21 protein-coding genes and 1 other annotated feature are annotated in these 18,974 nt (G+C 44.4%); all 21 genes read left to right on the top strand.

The window, feature by feature from the left end:
• Positions 1 to 280: 280 nt before the first annotated feature.
• The 21 genes from BM294_RS05010 (at position 281) to moaC (ending at position 18,525) form a co-directional block, all read left to right on the top strand.
• Positions 281 to 547 carry a hypothetical protein gene (locus tag BM294_RS05010; RefSeq protein ID WP_175494518.1) on the top strand — a complete coding sequence of 89 codons (267 nt, stop codon included), beginning with the start codon at positions 281 to 283 and terminating at the stop codon, positions 545 to 547.
• Positions 548 to 823: 276 nt separating this feature from the next.
• Positions 824 to 1,936 carry a histidinol-phosphate transaminase gene (hisC, locus tag BM294_RS05005; protein ID WP_091205420.1) on the top strand — a complete coding sequence of 371 codons (1,113 nt, stop codon included), beginning with the start codon at positions 824 to 826 and terminating at the stop codon, positions 1,934 to 1,936.
• Between the two features lie 185 nt (positions 1,937 to 2,121).
• Positions 2,122 to 2,715 (top strand): imidazoleglycerol-phosphate dehydratase HisB, encoded by a 594-nt coding sequence (gene hisB / locus BM294_RS05000; RefSeq protein WP_091205419.1) that lies wholly within the window; start codon positions 2,122 to 2,124, stop codon positions 2,713 to 2,715.
• A complete protein-coding gene (locus BM294_RS04995; RefSeq protein WP_091205418.1) occupies positions 2,715 to 3,803 on the top strand; it encodes an ATP phosphoribosyltransferase regulatory subunit in 1,089 nt (362 codons plus the stop codon). The genes hisB and BM294_RS04995 overlap by 1 nt, the downstream gene beginning before the upstream one ends.
• Positions 3,800 to 4,456, top strand: coding sequence for an ATP phosphoribosyltransferase (gene hisG, locus BM294_RS04990; RefSeq protein ID WP_091205416.1), 657 nt, complete (start codon positions 3,800 to 3,802; stop codon positions 4,454 to 4,456). The genes BM294_RS04995 and hisG overlap by 4 nt, the downstream gene beginning before the upstream one ends.
• A 92-nt stretch (positions 4,457 to 4,548) precedes the next feature.
• The gene (gene hisD, locus BM294_RS04985) at positions 4,549 to 5,835 is read left to right on the top strand and encodes a histidinol dehydrogenase (protein WP_091205677.1); all 1,287 of its coding nucleotides are present in this window, start codon (positions 4,549 to 4,551) and stop codon (positions 5,833 to 5,835) included.
• A gap of 26 nt (positions 5,836 to 5,861) precedes the next feature.
• Entirely contained in the window at positions 5,862 to 6,521 is a 660-nt protein-coding gene (gene hisH, locus BM294_RS04980; RefSeq protein WP_091205414.1) for an imidazole glycerol phosphate synthase subunit HisH, read from the top strand.
• A gap of 36 nt (positions 6,522 to 6,557) precedes the next feature.
• On the top strand, positions 6,558 to 7,277 hold the full coding sequence (hisA, locus tag BM294_RS04975; protein WP_091205412.1) for a 1-(5-phosphoribosyl)-5-[(5-phosphoribosylamino)methylideneamino]imidazole-4-carboxamide isomerase: 720 nt from the start codon (positions 6,558 to 6,560) through the stop codon (positions 7,275 to 7,277).
• Between the two features lie 10 nt (positions 7,278 to 7,287).
• Positions 7,288 to 8,046, top strand: a complete 759-nt coding sequence (gene hisF, locus BM294_RS04970; RefSeq protein WP_091205676.1) for an imidazole glycerol phosphate synthase subunit HisF — start codon at positions 7,288 to 7,290, stop codon at positions 8,044 to 8,046.
• Between the two features lie 220 nt (positions 8,047 to 8,266).
• Positions 8,267 to 8,638, top strand: a complete 372-nt coding sequence (gene hisI / locus BM294_RS04965) for a phosphoribosyl-AMP cyclohydrolase (RefSeq protein ID WP_091205411.1) — start codon at positions 8,267 to 8,269, stop codon at positions 8,636 to 8,638.
• Positions 8,635 to 9,162, top strand: coding sequence for an NUDIX hydrolase (locus BM294_RS04960; RefSeq protein ID WP_091205409.1), 528 nt, complete (start codon positions 8,635 to 8,637; stop codon positions 9,160 to 9,162). Before hisI ends, BM294_RS04960 begins: the two co-directional genes overlap by 4 nt.
• A gap of 252 nt (positions 9,163 to 9,414) precedes the next feature.
• A complete protein-coding gene (locus BM294_RS04955; protein WP_091205407.1) occupies positions 9,415 to 10,188 on the top strand; it encodes a spermidine synthase in 774 nt (257 codons plus the stop codon).
• A gap of 150 nt (positions 10,189 to 10,338) precedes the next feature.
• Positions 10,339 to 11,283, top strand: coding sequence for a histidinol-phosphatase HisJ family protein (locus BM294_RS04950; protein WP_091205406.1), 945 nt, complete (start codon positions 10,339 to 10,341; stop codon positions 11,281 to 11,283).
• A gap of 271 nt (positions 11,284 to 11,554) precedes the next feature.
• Positions 11,555 to 11,926 carry a winged helix-turn-helix domain-containing protein gene (locus BM294_RS04945; protein ID WP_091205404.1) on the top strand — a complete coding sequence of 124 codons (372 nt, stop codon included), beginning with the start codon at positions 11,555 to 11,557 and terminating at the stop codon, positions 11,924 to 11,926.
• Positions 11,927 to 11,949: 23 nt separating this feature from the next.
• Positions 11,950 to 12,987 (top strand): molybdopterin-binding protein, encoded by a 1,038-nt coding sequence (locus BM294_RS04940; RefSeq protein WP_091205403.1) that lies wholly within the window; start codon positions 11,950 to 11,952, stop codon positions 12,985 to 12,987.
• A gap of 17 nt (positions 12,988 to 13,004) precedes the next feature.
• Positions 13,005 to 14,006, top strand: a complete 1,002-nt coding sequence (gene moaA / locus BM294_RS04935; RefSeq protein ID WP_091205402.1) for a GTP 3',8-cyclase MoaA — start codon at positions 13,005 to 13,007, stop codon at positions 14,004 to 14,006.
• Positions 14,007 to 14,023: 17 nt separating this feature from the next.
• Complete coding sequence (gene mog, locus BM294_RS04930; RefSeq protein ID WP_091205674.1) at positions 14,024 to 14,947, top strand: molybdopterin adenylyltransferase; 924 nt, start codon at positions 14,024 to 14,026, stop codon at positions 14,945 to 14,947.
• A gap of 44 nt (positions 14,948 to 14,991) precedes the next feature.
• Entirely contained in the window at positions 14,992 to 15,978 is a 987-nt protein-coding gene (gene modA, locus BM294_RS04925; RefSeq protein WP_091205401.1) for a molybdate ABC transporter substrate-binding protein, read from the top strand.
• Between the two features lie 42 nt (positions 15,979 to 16,020).
• On the top strand, positions 16,021 to 16,704 hold the full coding sequence (gene modB / locus BM294_RS04920) for a molybdate ABC transporter permease subunit (protein WP_091205673.1): 684 nt from the start codon (positions 16,021 to 16,023) through the stop codon (positions 16,702 to 16,704).
• 155 nt (positions 16,705 to 16,859) lie between these two features.
• Positions 16,860 to 17,918: a sulfate/molybdate ABC transporter ATP-binding protein gene (locus BM294_RS04915; protein WP_091205400.1), complete on the top strand. Its 1,059-nt coding sequence runs from the start codon at positions 16,860 to 16,862 to the stop codon at positions 17,916 to 17,918.
• A gap of 85 nt (positions 17,919 to 18,003) precedes the next feature.
• The gene (gene moaC / locus BM294_RS04910; RefSeq protein WP_091205399.1) at positions 18,004 to 18,525 is read left to right on the top strand and encodes a cyclic pyranopterin monophosphate synthase MoaC; all 522 of its coding nucleotides are present in this window, start codon (positions 18,004 to 18,006) and stop codon (positions 18,523 to 18,525) included.
• 77 nt (positions 18,526 to 18,602) lie between these two features.
• Positions 18,603 to 18,853: a binding site (T-box leader), on the top strand.
• The last annotated feature ends 121 nt before the right edge of the window (positions 18,854 to 18,974 follow it).

Here is an 18,974-nt window from a genome sequence, read left to right as displayed (position 1 = left end):
AACATATGAGACGTTGTTTAAGACACGCCGGAGTCATGTGATATGCATTCTCCGGCATGACTTTTTTATACTGGAATATTGAAAAGATCAATATGATGAAGATATCCTGAAGGATTTTCTATTGGCTCACAGAGCGGAGGTAGTGGATATGGTACTTACAGAATTATCTGAATAATCGTCGTCAACAGACAATTTGAAATATAAAGAAAATGTGGTTATAATCACTTATAGTGATACATGTTTACCGTTTCTAATGATATAAAGCATAACAGGAGGCAACATGAAGGATATATCATCAGATAAAAAAAGAGCGCCAAACAGGGTGGAGAATGTATTTGTTATACAGATTCTCGGACAGGAACATGAAACCTGGAAGGGGCGTGTGCTTTGGGCGGACACAGGAAAAACACGATATTTTCGTTCGACGCTTGAGTTGTTCAAGCTTGTTGATGGTGCATTAAATGATGAGTCCGCACTTCTTACGGGAGACGATGAAGATAAAGATGAAGATAGAGAAGATTCGGCACCGGAAGTGAATGATGACTGATCGTGCCATGAATTATTATTAATCTTACTATGACAGACCTGAATACACATTCTGCTTGACAGATGTGGTTCAGGTCTGTATTATTTCCATAACGCTTTAATGTGCTACCATGATAAATCAATAAAGTACAAAGGCATAACAACAGAGAGTCAAACCAACATCGCTATCTCAATCATAAGGAAATGTTATGGCAGAAAGATTTGCTATGATGTTATACTTAATGATAGATGAGAAATCGACTGACTATCGGATTTAGTATCGGGAAAGAGGTGCCGCATGTCTAAATTTTTTAACTCATTATACAAGGAATTAGAGCCATATACACCGGGAGAGCAGCCACAGGACAAACAGTATGTGAAGCTGAATACCAATGAGTCACCGTTTCCGCCGGCACCGGGAGTTATTGCGGCGGTGAATTCCAAAGAAGCAGAAGATTTGAGACTCTATTCCGATCCTGAGCTGAAGCCGCTCAAGGCACAGCTTGCGGAAACATTTTCAGTCGATACCAAAAATGTTTTTGTCGGAAACGGTTCCGACGAGTGTCTGAATTATGCATTTATGGCGTTCGGTGAAGACGGATTTGCATTTCCGGATGTGACATACAGCTTCTATAAAGTTATCGCTGATCTAAATCATGTGGAGAAAGATATACGACCGTTGAAAGCAGACTTCACTGTTGATATCGAGGCATTTCTCGGAGAGAAGGATGAGAACGGTAATTTCAAGGGTATAGGCAGAGGAATCGTCATAGCGAATCCGAATGCTCCAACCGGAATCGCCATAAGTCTTCAGGATGTTTCAAGAATCTGTGAAGCAAACAGAGACCACGTTGTGATCATCGATGAAGCCTATGTGGACTTTGCCGAAGAAGGTACATCAGCGGTCGCACTTGTCGGAAAGTATGAGAATCTTCTGGTGACCCAGACATTTTCAAAGTCACGTTCCATGGCAGGTGCCAGAGTGGGATTCTCCATCGGAAGTGAAGCACTGATACAGGACATGGAGACCTTGAGAAATTCCAACAATCCTTACAATGTGAACAGAATCTCCATGAAGTGTGCGGTGGAGGCTCTTAGGGACAAGGCATACTTTGACATGAACTGTCAGAAGATAAAGGAAAACAGAGCTTATACGAAGACTGCACTTGAAGGTCTTGGTTTCAGAGTTCTTCCGTCGGAAACCAATTTCCTTTTTGCGGAAAGCAATATGATAGAGGGCGGAGAGCTGTATAAGGCATTGAAGGACAGAGGGGTTCTGGTTCGTCACTTCAATGATCCGAAGATTTCTAATTTTAACAGAATCACTATTGGTTCAAGGGAAGAGATGGATGTACTTCTCGATGCTATATCTCAGATATTGAGTTATCCCGACATGAGATGTGATTCGTGATGAGATGAAATAAGACGAACAGGTATTGATATGGCATGCGCCACATGGAATGCATTAGGATTTTTTGCGGTCTGGCAGTGAGAATGTGGGAGAATCGTGAAAGCGCGCCGCGCGAAACGATTCGATGTCGACTTTTGACACTCACGTCATGGGATGTTCGGAATTAAATTAAACGGGGTGTGTAAATGAGAACAGCGGAAATAAATCGTGTAACAAATGAAACAGATGTGAACCTTTGGCTTGATCTTGACGGAGACGGAAAGGAATCTGAGATCAAAACAGGTATCGGATTCTTTGATCATATGATGACTCTTTTCAGCAGACATTCCGGGATTCAGATGAGTCTCACCTGCGAGGGAGATACCTGGGTGGACGATCATCACAGCGTAGAGGATATAGGAATCACATTGGGTGAAGCACTGAAAGAAGCGTTAGGAGACAAGAAGGGAATCAGGCGATATGCAAGTCTCACCCTTCCCATGGATGAAGCGCTGATACTTGTTTCCGTTGATGTAAGCGGAAGAGGCGGATTCTACGGAGATATACCGTTTCCTACAGAAAAAATCGGAACTTTCGACACACAGCTTATAACTGAATTTATGACAGCTTTCGCTCAGAATGCAGGCATAACTCTTCATATGAGAGAGCTTGCCGGATTTAACAGCCATCATATCGCAGAGGGATGTTTCAAGGGACTTGCCCGTGCCCTCAGAGAGGCTGTTTCTATGGATGAGCGTTTCGGAACTGATATTCCTAGCACCAAGGGGGTACTGGCCTGATGAATACTTCTGAATTTAATGATTTATATGAGAGATACGGCTATCGTCAGTTTAAGATGACGAAGTTCGAACCCTATGATCTCTACGCAGACAACAGGGATTTTCTTAAGTCCAACCAGTTGATCACATTTACAGATCTTGACGGCTCTCTTCTTGCGCTTAAACCTGATGTGACACTCAGCATCATAAAGTCCAATCTTGGCGGTGAAGAAAAGGTTTACTATAACGAGACTGTTTATCGCCCCAAGGACAACAGATATCATGAGATTCCGCAGTCCGGTATAGAGTGCATCGGCAGGATTGATTCCTACAGCGAAGCGGAGGTCATCGCTCTGGCTGCAAAGTCGCTCAAGCTTGTATCTGAAAGATATGTCATCAGAGTTTCGGACGCGGCATTTTTGAAGCAAATGTTTGAGACCATGGGACTCAGTGAGAAAACCGAAGAGGAAGCTGTCAAGCTGTTCTCCATGAAGTCTGCCGCGGGTTTTGATGATCTGGTGAAACAGGGCAAGCTCACAGAGGCAAGCGCAGTGACACTTAAAGGTATGGTGGATCTTTATAAGCCGTTTAAGGAAGGAGTGAAAGAGCTCAAGAAGTATGCGATTTCCAATGTTTCGGCAAAGATGGTTGCTCATCTGTCTGAGCTTGCGTCTATCCTTGACAGCTTTGGTGTACTTGATTCCATCTATCTTGATTTCTCTCTGGTTAATTCCATGGATTACTATAACGGACTTATCTTCCAGGGAGCCGTAGCAGATATTCCTTTCACTGTTCTTTCAGGCGGAAGATACGACAAGCTTCCTGAGAAAATGGGACGTGATGTCGGAGCCATTGGATTTGCGCTTTACCTCGATACAGTCGAGAATTATCTGAAAAAGGTACGTGAGTATGATGTGGATTATCTCATCACCTATGATGGAGATAGTGATACTCCGGCAAAGGTGGCAGCGGTGGTGGAAACATTTAACCGTGCAGGCTCCAAGGTCAGAAGCGTTCGTCTTGATGAGCTTTCAAAGATGGAGCACAAGATAAAAGCACGTAAGGTGCTTACATTATGTGAGGCAGAAAAGGAGGCGGCTGAAATATGATTAACATTGCATTGGCAAAGGGCCGTCTTGGTGAGAAAACCTATTCCATGATGGCTGCAGCAGGCTTTGACTGTCCTGCGATTCTTGAAAAAAACAGAAAACTGACCTTTGAAAATACAGAAAAAGGGGTACGTTACTTCTGGGTCAAGCCGTCGGATGTGGCTATATATGTTGAGAGAGGCGCAGCGGATATCGGTGTTTGCGGAAAGGATATTCTTCTTGAGTACGAGCCGGATATCTATGAGCTTTTGGATCTCGGTATCGGCAAGTGCCGTATGTGTGTGGCCGGCCCGAAGGATTTTTATGACAATGAAGAACGCACTTTAAGAGTGGCTACCAAGTTTTCAAATGTTGCATCCAAATACTATGAGTCCATCGGCAGAGACATTGACATCATCAAGCTGAACGGCTCCATAGAGATTGCGCCGCTTCTCGGCCTCAGTGATGTTATCTTCGATATCGTTGAGACCGGCAATACTCTTCGCGAGAACGATCTTACCGTGCTTCAGGAAGTGGTTCCCGTGAGTGCGAGACTTATCTGCAACAAGGTGAGCTATCAGTTCAAACATGAGGAGATCATGCGGCTGAGAGACGGCCTGTCAGGGATAGTTACAAGCGGCGAGAAGGTGGATACCATCAAGCTGGAGCATTAGCAAAATATGTGATGAAGTAATCAGTAAGAATCATGAGTATGATGCCGGCTGAGACAGGAATCCAGGTCGGCAGACAATCCGGAGGAAAAGTGATGATCAAGATTTTTGAGATGGGAAAGATTAAGGATGAAGAGATTTTCGCCCGTTTTGAACCAACCAGCAGTGTAGAGGATATCGTTAAGGATATCATCGCCCATGTGAGAGAGAAGGGTGATGAAGCATTAAAGGAATACAGCTCAAAGTTTGATCATGTAGAGCTTTCGGATTTCCTGGTTTCTGAAAAGGAAATCGAGGATGCGCTTACAAAGGTGGAGCCGGAGTTTATCGCTGTGCTTGAGGAAGCTGCAAAGAACATCAGTGCATTTCACGAGAAGCAGGTTAGAAACAGTTTTATAATGGCGGATAAGCCGGGTGTCATCCTGGGTCAGAGAGTGATCCCTCTTGAGAAAGTGGGACTCTATGTTCCCGGAGGCACAGCCGCTTATCCATCCACGGTTCTGATGGATTCCATACCTGCAAAGATTGCGGGAGTATCCGAGATCGTTATGGTCACACCTCCCAATAAAGAAGGAAGTGTCAATCCATATATCCTCGCGGCGGCACACGTCGCAGGAGTGGGACGTATATTTAAGGTAGGCGGTGCTCAGGCGGTTGCTGCCCTTGCATACGGAACGGAGTCAATACCGAGAGTCGACAAGATCGTTGGACCGGGTAATGCATTTGTGGCAGAAGCAAAGAAGCAGGTATTCGGACAGGTTGGTATCGACATGATTGCAGGCCCTTCAGAGGTACTTGTACTGGCAGACGGAAAATCAGATCCGCGATTTGTTGCGGCTGATCTCTTAAGTCAGGCTGAACATGATAAAAATGCTTCCGCTGTACTTATCACAGAGTCCATGGAGCTTGCAAAGGCAGTTCAGGAAGAACTGGAGGTTCAGCTTAAGAAGCTTACAAGAGAGGATATTGCACGTCCTTCCATAGAGAATAACGGAAAGATAATAGTTGCTCACAACCTGATGGAAGGTATCGATGTGGCTAACCGTATAGCTCCTGAGCACATGGAAGTATGCGTTGACCAGCCGTTTGATTATCTTCCTCTTATAAAGAATGCAGGTTCGGTTTTCCTTGGACGTTACAATGCAGAGCCTACCGGAGACTACTTCGCAGGCCCGAATCACACACTTCCCACATCCGGAACAGCCCGTTTCTACAGCCCGCTTTCAGTGGATGACTTCGTTAAGAAGATGCAGTATAGCTACTACACAAAGGAAGCATTGGAAAATGATTATGACAAGATCTCACTTTTTGCAAGAAGAGAAGGACTCACAGCACACGCCCGTGCGGTAGATATTCGTTTTGGCAAAGAGGACAGGGACTGACGACCATCTGTGACAGGAGATAGTAAATGATTGCAATAATTGACTATGGAGTAGGAAATCTGTTTTCACTGAAAAGTTCCATAGCTTCTATAGGAGCTGAAGCTGTAGTTACATCAGAAAAGGAAATCATAGAGAATGCGGATCATGTCATTCTTCCGGGAGTAGGAGCCTTTGGTGACGCGGTTCAAAAACTGAGAGATAAAGGACTATTTGATTTTGTCAAGGAGCAGGCTGCAACAGGAAAGCCGTTTCTGGGAATATGTCTGGGAATGCAGCTTCTGTTTGAAAAGTCCTATGAATATGGCGAACATGAGGGACTGGGACTGGTTCCGGGAGTGGTTCGTCCTATAGAAGGGGAGATACCTGAGAATCTGGATATTCCTCATATGGGATGGAACAGTCTTCATTTTATAGAGAGAAATGGATTATCAGCTGCAAAATGTGACGCATTCGGAGCTCCTAACGGCAGATCTCCGATTTTTAAGGATTTAAAAGAGGGAGATCACGTTTATTTTGTGCATAGCTATGCGGCATTTGAATGTGTCAGAAATCTTACGGCAACAGCCGAGTATGGATCATTTCTGACCGCAGCAGTACAGAATAACAATGTCTTCGGTACACAGTTCCATCCGGAAAAGAGCGGAGAAGTGGGACTTAAGATACTGAAGGCATTTGCGGAACTTTGATGGGAATCCCGATACACTTAGCAAATAGGAGGACTTATGCTTCTTTTTCCGGCAATTGATCTTTATGACCACAAGGTGGTGAGACTTGTAAAAGGCGATTATGCACAGATGACGGTTTACAGTGAAGATCCGTTGGGCACCGCCAAAGATATCGAGGCCATGGGAGGCAGGTGGCTGCATCTCGTAGATCTCGAAGGAGCAAAGGACGGGACAACACCAAACTTCGATGTGGTGAGTTCCATCGCAAAGGAGACAGGTCTCAATATTGAGATAGGCGGAGGAATCAGAAGTTTTGAGACTATCGATAAATATCTAAGCGCAGGAGTATCACGAGTTATCCTCGGAACCAAGGCTGTAACGGACAAAGCATTTCTCGAAGAGGCGGTTGCGAAGTGGGGAGAGAAGATAGCGGTCGGAGTTGATGCAAAGGATGGAAAGGTAGCTGTAAAGGGCTGGCTGGAAGTTCTCGATGTGGACATGTTTGACTTTCTTCTTAACCTTAGAGACATGGGTGTAAAAACAGCTATCGTTACAGACATCTCCAGGGATGGAGCAATGAAGGGCACCAATCTTCCGCTGTATGATAAGCTTTCCGGACTTCAGGGTATAGACATTACCGCATCGGGCGGAGTTTCAACGCTTGATGATTTAAGAGCACTTAAAAAGATGGATATATACGGAGCCATTCTCGGAAAGGCGATGTATAACGGAGCCATAAAGCTTGAAGATGCGTTGAAGCTTGTGAATGAAGGGTGATGGAGAGAACATGATTACGAAGAGAATAATTCCATGTCTTGATGTGAGAGACGGACGTGTGGTAAAGGGCGTAAATTTCGAGGGACTCAAGGATGTAAACAGTCCGGTTGAGCTTGGCAGGTATTATAGTGACTGCGGAGCCGATGAGCTGGTGTTCTATGACATTACCGCCAGCTTCGAGGGAAGAAGACTTTTTACGGATATACTTACAGAAGTGGCCAGTCAGATTTTCATCCCTCTTACGGTGGGTGGAGGAATCAACACAGTAGAGGATTTTGACAGGGTTTTAAAATGTGGCGCGGACAAGGTTTCGGTCAATTCCGGTGCCATCAAGAATCCGGGACTTATTGATGAGGCGGCCAGAAAATACGGTAATCAGTGTGTTGTCCTTTCTGTTGATGCAAAGCGCGTGGATGACAGCTTCCATGTATTCCTTAACGGCGGAAGAGTCGACACCGGCATGGATGCCCTTAACTGGATAAAGGAAGGAGTGGAGCGCGGAGCAGGTGAAGTGGTTCTCAATTCCATTGACACTGATGGAGTTAAAAAGGGCTTTGATATTGAGATGCTGAAGGCTGTTAATGAAATCGTACAGGTTCCTGTCATCGCATCAGGAGGTGCTGGATCAATCTCGGATTTCGTAGATCTTTTCCATGAGATACCGGATATTTCCGCAGGACTTGCGGCATCTATATTTCATTTTGGTGAAGTCAAGATCGGTGATCTTAAGAAGACACTGAAAGAGGAAGGTATTCCGGTGAGACTGTAAATGGTATCTATTCATGTTTTTGCCCGAATGATATGTTGATGCAGCACGTTGCACACGAATGTGTACGTGCAGCGCATCATTGTGAGTGGCAAATACTTTTGACACTTACGTCATATGTTCATGCAGAACTATGCGCTTCGGTTGAAAACGGTATGGATCACATAGTGTGAGTTTTACTGAATGTGAAGATATTTCTGAAAGATGGATTTGGGGTGAGAGTATGGCGATAGAAGCATTTGACATTGATAAGGTGAAGTTTGATGAAAAGGGGCTGGTACCATGTATAGTTCAGGATTATGTGACAAAGAGGGTGTTGACTCTCGCATACATGAATCGTGAGTCCATGGGAATCACTCTTGAGAAAGGATGTACCTGTTTCTGGTCCCGCTCACGTCAGGAACTCTGGCTGAAGGGAGCAACCAGCGGAAACTATCAGCATATCGTAACTATGGAAGCGGACTGTGATAATGATGCCATACTTGTGCAGGTGGTGAAAGACGGACCTGCCTGCCACCGGGGAAATGACAGCTGTTTCGACGAGTCGCTTCGGAAGGAGTGGCCGGAGAACAAGCCTATAGGGAGAATCAGATGAGTCAGAAAATAGAATACATGGATATTTATAATGATAAAAAGGAGAGAACGGGACGTATAGCCGACAGGAAAACGCCACTCAAAAAAGGCGAGTTCATGATGTATGTTCTTGCCATCCTTGAAAGACCTTCTGACGGGCGGATGCTCATAACCCGCCGAGCCCTGGACAAGAAGTGGGCAGCGGGAGCCTGGGAGATTCCGGGAGGCGCTTCCATGGCAGGCGAGTCTTCGTTTGATGCAGTTGTAAGAGAAGTCCAGGAGGAAACCGGACTTGACGTGACTGTGTGTCCGATGGATCAGAGAACTCCGATATACTCTTATATGAATGAGGATCTCGAAAGAGGCGACAACTATTTTGTAGATATCTATCACTTTATATTCCCATTTAATGAGAATGATGTTAATATCCAGAAATCAGAGGCTATCGATCATCGTTTTGCTACAATAGACGAGATCACAGGTCTAAATAAAAATTCGGAATTCCTGCATTATAAGAGGCTCCTGCAGGCGCTTAACAGGACATAGTCGTGACATTTTGCTGATTACCTGTCCGGCGCGTTTGGCTCATTGCACTGCAAAAGGACCCAAGTTTGAGTGTTCAGCAGCATAACTGCCTTCGATTTTTAATCGAAGGAGCCACGCGGCTTTGAGCGTTTCAAAGGAATCATAAGGATTCCTGCTCAATGCATACGAATGTGTGCGTTGGCGCTAATCAGCGAGTGTCAACAGCATTTGCGGTCTACTGATATAGGAATTCCTGCTTGAAAAGGATATTTGATGGAAAATTTCAATATAGATGAATATATCGAAGAGCGTAAAACTCTTTATACAAGAGAAGACCCCCTCACAGGACACATTGAAGTCTGTGAGGGTTTTTATGATGGAGAACATATGCGTTTTCTTCTAGTGGATGATGCCATGCAGTCGGCTCAGTTCACGGATCCTGAGATGGAGTTTGAGCTTCCTTTTGACTATATGGAAAGCTTCAACTGGATATTCAGTCTGAACAAGAATATAAAGAGAACTCTTCTTATCGGTGGGGGAGGATTTGCATATCCTAAGTATTATCTTGGGATGTATCCGGATAAGTATATGGATGCCATCGAGATAAGCGAACCGGTTATAGATACCGCACGAAGATACTTCGGTCTCGGTGAACTCGAAAAAAAAGCCGGAGAGCATCTGCAGATTATAGTCGGGGATGGCAATAAGTTTCTCATCGACAGAGCGCTCAGCATCAGAGAAGCGGGTAATGCCTTAGACCTTAGATACGATGTGATACTGAATGATGCTTATGTCGGACATGAATCAAGTTCTCTCCTCAAGAAATCCGCAGAGCTTGTTAAGGCGTGTCTCAATGAAAACGGTATCTATGCCGCCAATATGGTTATTCCGCTTAGAGGTCCGAGATACGCAAAGGCAAAAGAGGATATGGATGTATTTTCTGAAGTATTCAACTATACATTTCTTCTTCAATGTGATGAAGAAATAAATCCATACGTCCCGCAGAACTGCATTTTCTTTGCTTCGGATGCACCCTTTGAGATGTGACAGATTTCTGTGTGAACGTATTTTGAAGCGATTTTTTGGCCGGATTTTCGATACGAAGTATCAATTATTCTGAGAGTACGTGTCATCTTCTGAGACTTTGAGGAAATACTGATAAACACTTCTTCTCTGTGATTAGAGGTGGGAGGATATATGAAGATTAATGCAAATTTTCACACACATACAACATTTTGCGATGGATCGGACACTCCGGAATCCGTGATTAAAGAAGCTGTCAGGAAAGGATTCACAGAACTTGGATTCAGCGGACATGTGGATCCCGGAGTTTCAATGGACATCCCGGCATATATTAGGGAGATAAAGAGGCTTCAGGAACAGTACCGCGAGGACATCGACATCATAAGAGGTGTTGAGCTTGATAATGTTTATGACCCTTATGCGGCTGAGGATACCGAGTACTATATAGGTTCTACTCATTTTGTACCTGTACAGGGAAGTGATGTATGGAACCGGACAGTGCCCTATGGAACACATCGCGAAAATCAACCGGATTGTGACATATGCGGAGTCGATGCGTCGGTAGATCTGCTTCATGATCATTGCAGAAAATATTTTCACGATGACTTCTATGAGATGTCTGAGCGGTATTATGCATTTGAAGCACTTATATGCGATAGGATGAAGCCTGCATTTATCGGACACTTTGATCTCATAACAAGATTTAACGATCTTTCAAAGGAGGATGGTGGACATTTCCTTGATGAGACCTCCGAAAAATATCTGGTACCCGCACGTAAAGCTATGGAGAAGCTTGCCGGATACGGTATTCCGTTTGAACTTAACCTTGGTGCAGTAAACAGAGGAAGAAAAAAAGAAGCATATCCGGGAACAGAACTTTTGAGATATCTCCGGGAACTTGGCGGCGAGATACTTATATCTTCAGATGCTCATCAGAAGGAACTCCTTGACGGATGTTTTGACGAAGCTATAGAAACGGCTAAAGGGCTTGGCTTCCGACATGTAAACATTCTCGTGAGAGAAATGAAGGATTCGGACGATCCGGAACTTTACAGAGAGGCTCTTAATACAAGATCCGATAATGGACGGAGACTGTTCTGGAAGAAACTGATGCTTTGATGAAATAATCTTTGTATCCGAGAAAATACGATAAACAATTCATGTCAGTATAACATTTTGGATTTTTTGTACTACAATATAACAATGGTAAATTTTTAACATATCCGCATATAGATCAGGCTATATGCGGAATGTTTTTATTAAGCACATGCCTGTGGAAGAGATATTTTTCGAAACGGCTGTATGTAAGTATAAGAGTGAAATATATCTTATATGTTTGTTGAATTTACCATGGGAGCAAGAGTTTAGTTGAGAAAAAACGGAGTTTAATATGCAAAGCCAATGTCACTTTAGACCGGAACTGAGTATACAGATATGCGGGTCAAAGCCTTTTTTGGGTGCAGAGAGTGTGGCGCTGTTTAAGCAGATCAATGCTTTTTCAAGTGTGCGGAAAGCCTGTGAGAAGTGTGGCATCTCTTATAGTAAGGGATGGAGCATTATTCACGAGTGCGAAGAAACCCTGGGATACAGTGTGGTCAAACGTTGCCAGGGTGGAAAAGACGGAGGAAAATCGTACCTTACCGAGCATGGGGAAAAGATCATCGAGTTGTACGAAAGATTTTTACATGAGATGGATGAGGTATGTGTGCAGAAGTACAACGAGATATTCCACAACGGCGAATGGCTTAAGAACGCTGAGTGACAAAACGTCAGGAGATCAGAACAATGAAATTGATGAGAACAGAAGATGCAGTAGGTCAGATGCTGTGTCAGGATATAACCAGAATCATAAAGGACGTAGAAAAGGGACCGGTTTTTCGTAAGGGGCATGTCATCAGGGAAGAGGATATCCCGGTGCTTCTTTCAGTGGGTAAGGATCATATTTACATTTGGGAAGAGGACGACGAGATGATGCATGAAAATGATGCGGCTCAGGTTCTCTATGATCTTTGCAGAAATGATAATCTTACGAGAAGTGAAGATATAAAGGAAGGTAAGCTTGAACTTATCGCTGAGTGTGACGGACTCCTCAAGATAGACAGTGAAAGACTTTTCCGTGTAAATAATTACGGACAGATGATGATCGCTTCCGTACACAACAATTTTCCGGTTAAGAAGGGCCAGCATATTGCGGGTATGAGAGTCATTCCTCTCGCTATAGAGAGATCAAAGATGGAGGATATCAAGGCTCAGGTTGGAGATGAGCCGATATTCAGGCTTCTTCCGTATCAGAAGAAAAAGGTGGGACTTGTCACCACAGGAAATGAAGTTTATTACGGTCGCATTCAGGATACATTTACTCCGGTTATCGAGCAGAAGCTTAAGGCTTTCGGTTCGGAAGTTGTGGCTCATGAGATAAGTTCCGATGATCCGGAGATGGTTATCGATTGTATCAGAAAGGTGCTTGCAGCGGGTGCCGACATGGTTATATGTACCGGTGGAATGAGCGTTGACCCCGACGACAAGACTCCTTATGCCTTAAGTCATACTGCTGATAATGTTGTGACCTATGGTGCACCTGTTCTTCCGGGAGCCATGTTCATGCTCGCATATAAAGGTGAGAACAATGAGATACCTATGCTTGGACTTCCGGGTTGTGTAATGCATGAGAAGCGCACCATATTTGATCTGATGCTTCCGAGAATACTGGCTGGTGAGGTGCTGACCGGAGAAGACATAGCTCGTCTTGGAATGGGCGGCTACTGTATGCATTGTAAAACATGTATTTTCCCTAATTGTTCCTTTGGAGTTCAGGGAGCATAAAGAAGGATTTGAGACAAATGTTGGATAGATTCAATCGAACGATCGATTATATGCGAATGTCGATCACAGACTGCTGTAATCTTCGCTGCAGATACTGCATGCCAAATGGAATGAAGGTTCCGAAGGTACCTATGCCTGAGGTACTTTCTTATGAGCAGCTGCTGGAGATTGCAGAAGCAGCCGTTACATGCGGCATTACAAAATTCAAAGTCACAGGCGGAGAACCTTTGGTGAGAAAGGACTGCGCTGATTTTGTCGGAAGACTGAAGAGACTGCCGGGTGTGGAACAGGTTACCATGACTACAAACGGTGTGCTTCTGAAAGAAAATATTGACAAACTGAAGCTTGCAGGGCTTGATGCTGTTAACATCAGCCTCGATACGCTCCGGCCGGAAGTATTTAGAGATATTACCGGTTTTGATAAGCACAGAGATGTGATAGAAGGCATGGAAGAGGCATTGGCAGCAGGTATCAGAGTAAAGATCAACACAGTTCTTCAGAGAGGGATGAATGATCAGGAATGGCTGCAGCTTGCAGGGATTGCCAAAGAGAAACCTGTAGATGTCAGATTTATAGAGATGATGCCTATAGGTTACGGTAAAAAGTTCGATGTCATATACAATGAAGAGCTTCAGGACAGACTAGAGCAGATTTTCCCTGATATGGAAGAAGATGTAAGTATTCACGGAAACGGACCTGCCAGATATGTGAGAATTCCGGGTTTCATGGGATCCATAGGGTTCATCAGTGCCATACATGGCAAGTTCTGCAGTGAGTGTAACAGAATCAGGCTTACAGTTACCGGAAAGTTGAAGCCTTGTCTCTGCTATGGGGAAACCTATGACATCAGGGAAGTTTTTGCTTCTTATGCCGGTGTAGATACCGGGGCTTATGAAAAGAGACAGGATGAGCTGGTTTCATTGATAAGGAAATCTGTTTTGGAGAAGCCGGAAGCTCATTGCTTTGAGAAGCTTGCAGAGATAACTGAAACCAGAGAGATGATAGAGATTGGCGGATGATAAAGGATGGAGATATTATGGGAAAAGTATTAGCTGTATGCACAAGTGAGAAGAAAGGAACCCAGAAAAAGCCGGTTCAGGAAATCGAACTCAGACCGGAGTGGGGAATCGTCGGAGATGCACATGCCGGCAACTGGCACAGACAGGTTAGTCTGCTTGCGTTTGAAAAGATAGATGAATTTCGTAAAAAGGGAGCTGAGGTGGATTTCGGTGCCTTTGGCGAGAATATCGTTTGCGAGGGATTTGACCTGAAGAACCTGCCGGTTGGTACAAGATTTCAGGTTGGAGACTGTCTTCTTGAACTCACTCAGGTGGGCAAGGCTTGTCACAGTCACTGCGAGATATATAAGGTTATGGGTGACTGCATCATGCCAAGAGAAGGTGTGTTCACCATAGTTCTGAAGGGTGGCAAGGTTAAGCCGGGTATGGAGATAACCATGATTCCTGCGGATCCGGAGAGACCTTTAACAGCAGCCATAATCACACTTTCAGACAGAGCATCAGAGGGTGTTTATGAAGATAAGTCGGGCCCTGCCATAAGGGAGAGACTTGAGGAGAAGGGATACCAGATTATAGAGCAGATGGTGCTTCCGGACGGAAGACCACGTCTTGAGATGGAGCTTATGCGACTTGCAGATCAGAGACAGGTTAATGTAATCTTTACCACAGGCGGCACAGGATTCAGCGTTCGTGACCTTACACCGGAAGCAACAAAGGCTGTCTGTGACAGAGAAGTTCCGGGTATCGGTGAAGCACTCAGAAACTACAGCATGGAGTTTACTCCTCATGCTATGCTTTCAAGACAGACGGCAGGTATCAGAAAGAGAACTCTGATCATTAATCTGCCTGGCAGTCCTAAAGCCTGTCGCGAGGATCTGGAGTTCCTGCTTGGCACTATCGAGCATGGCATCGGGATACTCAGAGGAACTGCAACAGACTGAGGACTTTTGACATTCAGGCCATTTATATTATCGGGGAGAAAGATATGAGAAAATCTATATTGGTCATGCTGTCTGTATCTATTCTTTTGGGACTTACAGCCTGCGGAACCGGAACACCTGAAGCTAAGACAGAAACCACCACAGTTAACGGAAATGAGAGTGCGGTTCAGGAAACTGCAGAGACACAAGCAGGCAGTTCAGAAGTCAAAGGCACTTCGGAAGCAGCAGAAGAATCTGTAGAAGATTCAGAAAAAGCTGAGGATAAAACCGGAGAAAAAACCGAGATTCAGGTTTTCATAGCTGCATCGCTTAAGAATGTAATGCAGGAAATTGCTGACAATTACAATGAGATTCATCCTGAAGTAGACATTGTCTTCAATGCGGACTCATCAGGTAAGCTTCTTTCACAGATTGAAGAGGGATACGCATGTGATGTATTTTTCTCGGCTGCTCAGAAGCAGATGGATAAGCTTTCAGAAGAAAAACTTCTAGTACCGGATACAAGAAAAAATGTGGTTAACAATCAGGTCTGTGTCATTACCCTTAAGGATTCCGGTACAAAGGTGACAGGACTTCAGAATATCAGTGATGCTTCTTCCATCGCACTCGCAGACGGAACGGTTCCTGTTGGAAAGTATACGAGAGAAGCAATGATAAAACTCGGACTTCTTCCGGAGACAGACGACGCTTCAAAGATAACAACGCAGGAAATATCGGATGCATTGAATGGTGTAGAGATCTCAGAGCAGTCCAATGTTTCAAAGGTACTTGCCGCAGTCACCGAGGGTTCATGCGAAGTCGGAACAACCTACTACTCTGATACCTATGGATTTGAGGACAAGGTAGAGATTATCGAGAAGGTTCCTTATGAGCTTAGCGGTAATGTCATCTACCCTATAGCACAGGTGGTTAATGAGGAAGCCGACGATAAGGAAAAAGAAGCGGCTCTTGATTTCGTGAACTACGTTACAGGTGATGCTTCAAAGGAAGTTTTTGAGAAGTATTACTTTGACACTGATATTCAGAACTGAGGAAACACTTAAATCAGCATTTCCGTATGTTATATGAGGAGCATCAATCAGATGGCTGAACTTTTATCAAGTCTTGACTGGAGTCCTTTATGGATATCCCTGAAAACCGGAATAGTTGCAACAGTGATATGTTTTTTCCTTGGAGTTTTCACAGCCTGGAAGGTCATGAATATTAATGCAAAAGCGAAGGCTGTAATCGATGGAATACTTACACTTCCCATGGTCCTGCCGCCAACGGTGGCAGGATTTTTCCTGTTGCTGATCTTTTCAAGGAGAAGGCCACTCGGGATGTTCCTGTGGGACAATTTCAACATAAAGGTGATACAAAGCTGGATGGGGTGCGTCGTCGCCGCTTCGGTTATAGCATTTCCTCTTATGTACAGAAATGCAAGAGCGGCCTTTGAACTTGTGGATCGGGATCTGATCAATGCAGGAAGAACATTGGGAATGTCCGAATACGACATTTTTCGCAGGGTAATGCTTCCATGCGCTTCTCCGGGAATACTGAGCGGAGCGGTACTGACATTTGCGAGAGCTCTTGGAGAATACGGGGCTACATCCATGCTTGCGGGAAATATCCCCGGAAAGACTGCGACCATATCACAACGCATCGCCATGGTGATGATGGATCAGGACTATATCACGGCGGGTATATGGGTTCTGATAGTTGTGGCTATTGCATTTGTGCTGATGCTTCTTATGAGCAGGATTTCTGCGAAAAAGTAGTATGATGATATAAGGGTCAAAAGTACCAAATCTCGTGCTTGCACGTTGATTTGAAACTTTGTTGGTATAGTGACGTTTGATACCAGCATCGCATGCTGCATTAGCCCAAAGCAGGTAACATATCCTTTACATCGTTTGAATTATTAGAGTAAACAATGGCAATAGAAGTAAATATCAAAAAAAAGTTTGAAAGCTTTACGCTGGATGTAAGCTTCAGGGAAGATTCAAAACGAATAGGGATTCTCGGCGCATCGGGATCGGGAAAGAGTATGACTCTTCGTTCTATAGCAGGAATCGTTAAGCCGGATTCGGGAATGATAAGCCTTAACGGACACACTCTGTATGATTCTGCACGGCATGTAAACATTAAACCTCAGATGCGAAATGCAGGTTATTTGTTTCAGAACTATGCGCTTTTTCCCAATATGACTGTGGAGGAAAATATCGCAGCCGGGCTGAGGGGATCTTTAGCATATAATTATCCTGTTGTGCAGAGGATGATAAAAAAGTTCAGTCTGCAGGGACTCGAAAAGAGACTGCCCGGACAGCTTTCCGGCGGACAGCAGCAGAGGGTTGCCATCGCAAGGATCATGGCCTATGCGCCGGATGTGATACTGCTGGACGAACCGTTTTCGGCTCTCGACATTTATCTCAAGGACAAAATGCAGGTGGAGCTGATGTCAATGCTTGATGACTACGACGGAACAGTTATCATGGTTTCACATTCAAGAGATGAGATATACCGCTTCAGTGAAAGACTTTTGATCATAGATGAAGGTAAGGTCACAAATCATGGGTTAACGAAGGATATATTTGCTTCTCCCGGCACTAAGTCGGCGGCAATGCTTACCGGCTGCAAGAACTTTTCAAAAGTCGAAGTCATGGATTCCCACAGAGTCAATGCACTTGACTGGGGGATACAGCTTCGATTTGAGAAGGAAGTACCCGCCGGAACACATTACATAGGATACAGAGCCCACCACTTCCTTCCTGTCTGGGGGGATCGTCCCGAAAATGCTGTGAGATTTTCGCTATATTCCAGAGCGGAGCTTCAGTTTGAGACAAATTATTATGTTAAGCCTGAAAAACCGGACTTTTCTATGGAGTGTCTCATAAGCTGGTTTGTCCAAAGGGATGTTGCAAAAGACATCAGGGAAAATGGAATGCCGGACTATCTTCAGTTCAGGGAAGATGATGTGCTGTTTCTCCGATAGAAGATGTTTTTACATGAGAAACGGACACACACGTCGTAATATGACGTGTGTTTCTGTTTCATGAGTTTTATAACAGAGGTTTTATATGACTGATAATACAAATGAATTTTCACATTTTGATGATAATGGTAATGCCTACATGGTGGATGTGTCCGGTAAAGACATTACCAGACGTATGGCGCTTGCCAGAGGAACCATTAAGGTAACGGAAGAAGTATTTGACGCGATTGAAGGTAAGAAGATAAAAAAGGGTGATGTATTGACGGTTGCCCAGGTGGCGGGCATCATGGGTGCAAAGAAAACATCAGAACTTATTCCCATGTGTCACATTCTGCTTCTTACCAATGCAAAGGTATGGTTTGAGATGGACAGGGAGACAACTTCCATCACGGCTTTCTGTCAGGTGAAGACTGAGGGAAAGACCGGTGTTGAGATGGAGGCGCTGACAGGCGTCAATGTCGCACTTCTCACTATCTATGATATGTGTAAAGCCATAGACAAGAGGATGATCATGAGTGATATACATCTTGTTGAAAAGGATGGCGGAAAAAGCGGGGACTTTAGATTTGATGCATCTGACAAGGGTTATGGGGCAGATGAGAGTTGAAAACTTCCGGGGGTAAAAGATGACTTGACTTTTACAGGTGAAAGAAATATCATAGAACAAGTTTTAAATTAATAAACTAAAAGACATTGATGGTGTTCAGTAGTACAGAAGCATCTCTGAAAGAGAGTGACCGTGAGGCGCTGAGAGCGGTCTCAGAGATATCTGGTATGAATTTTCCCACCGGAGTTGTTCAGGTGAAGTTACAGTAGTCTGAAACGTTGATGCGCGTTAAGCATATTGAGAGTCTGATGCAGTGTTTATGTTTCTGTACGAAACTAAAGGCATGTATCGGGAAGATGGGTGGTACCGCGATATTTTCGTCCCTGTGTATTTATACACAGGGACTTTTTTTATTCGCTGTAAAGTCTCCACTCTGGCGTTGTACCTGTACTGATGCACACGTGGTGGCTGATGCGAAATCGGGTAGTGACTCTTTTTACTGCCCGTTA

This window comes from Oribacterium sp. WCC10 (genome assembly GCF_900113415.1).
Lineage (GTDB): Bacteria > Bacillota > Clostridia > Lachnospirales > Lachnospiraceae > Oribacterium.
Note: the sequence above shows the minus strand (reverse complement) of the source record. Positions and strands in the feature narration are given on the sequence as shown.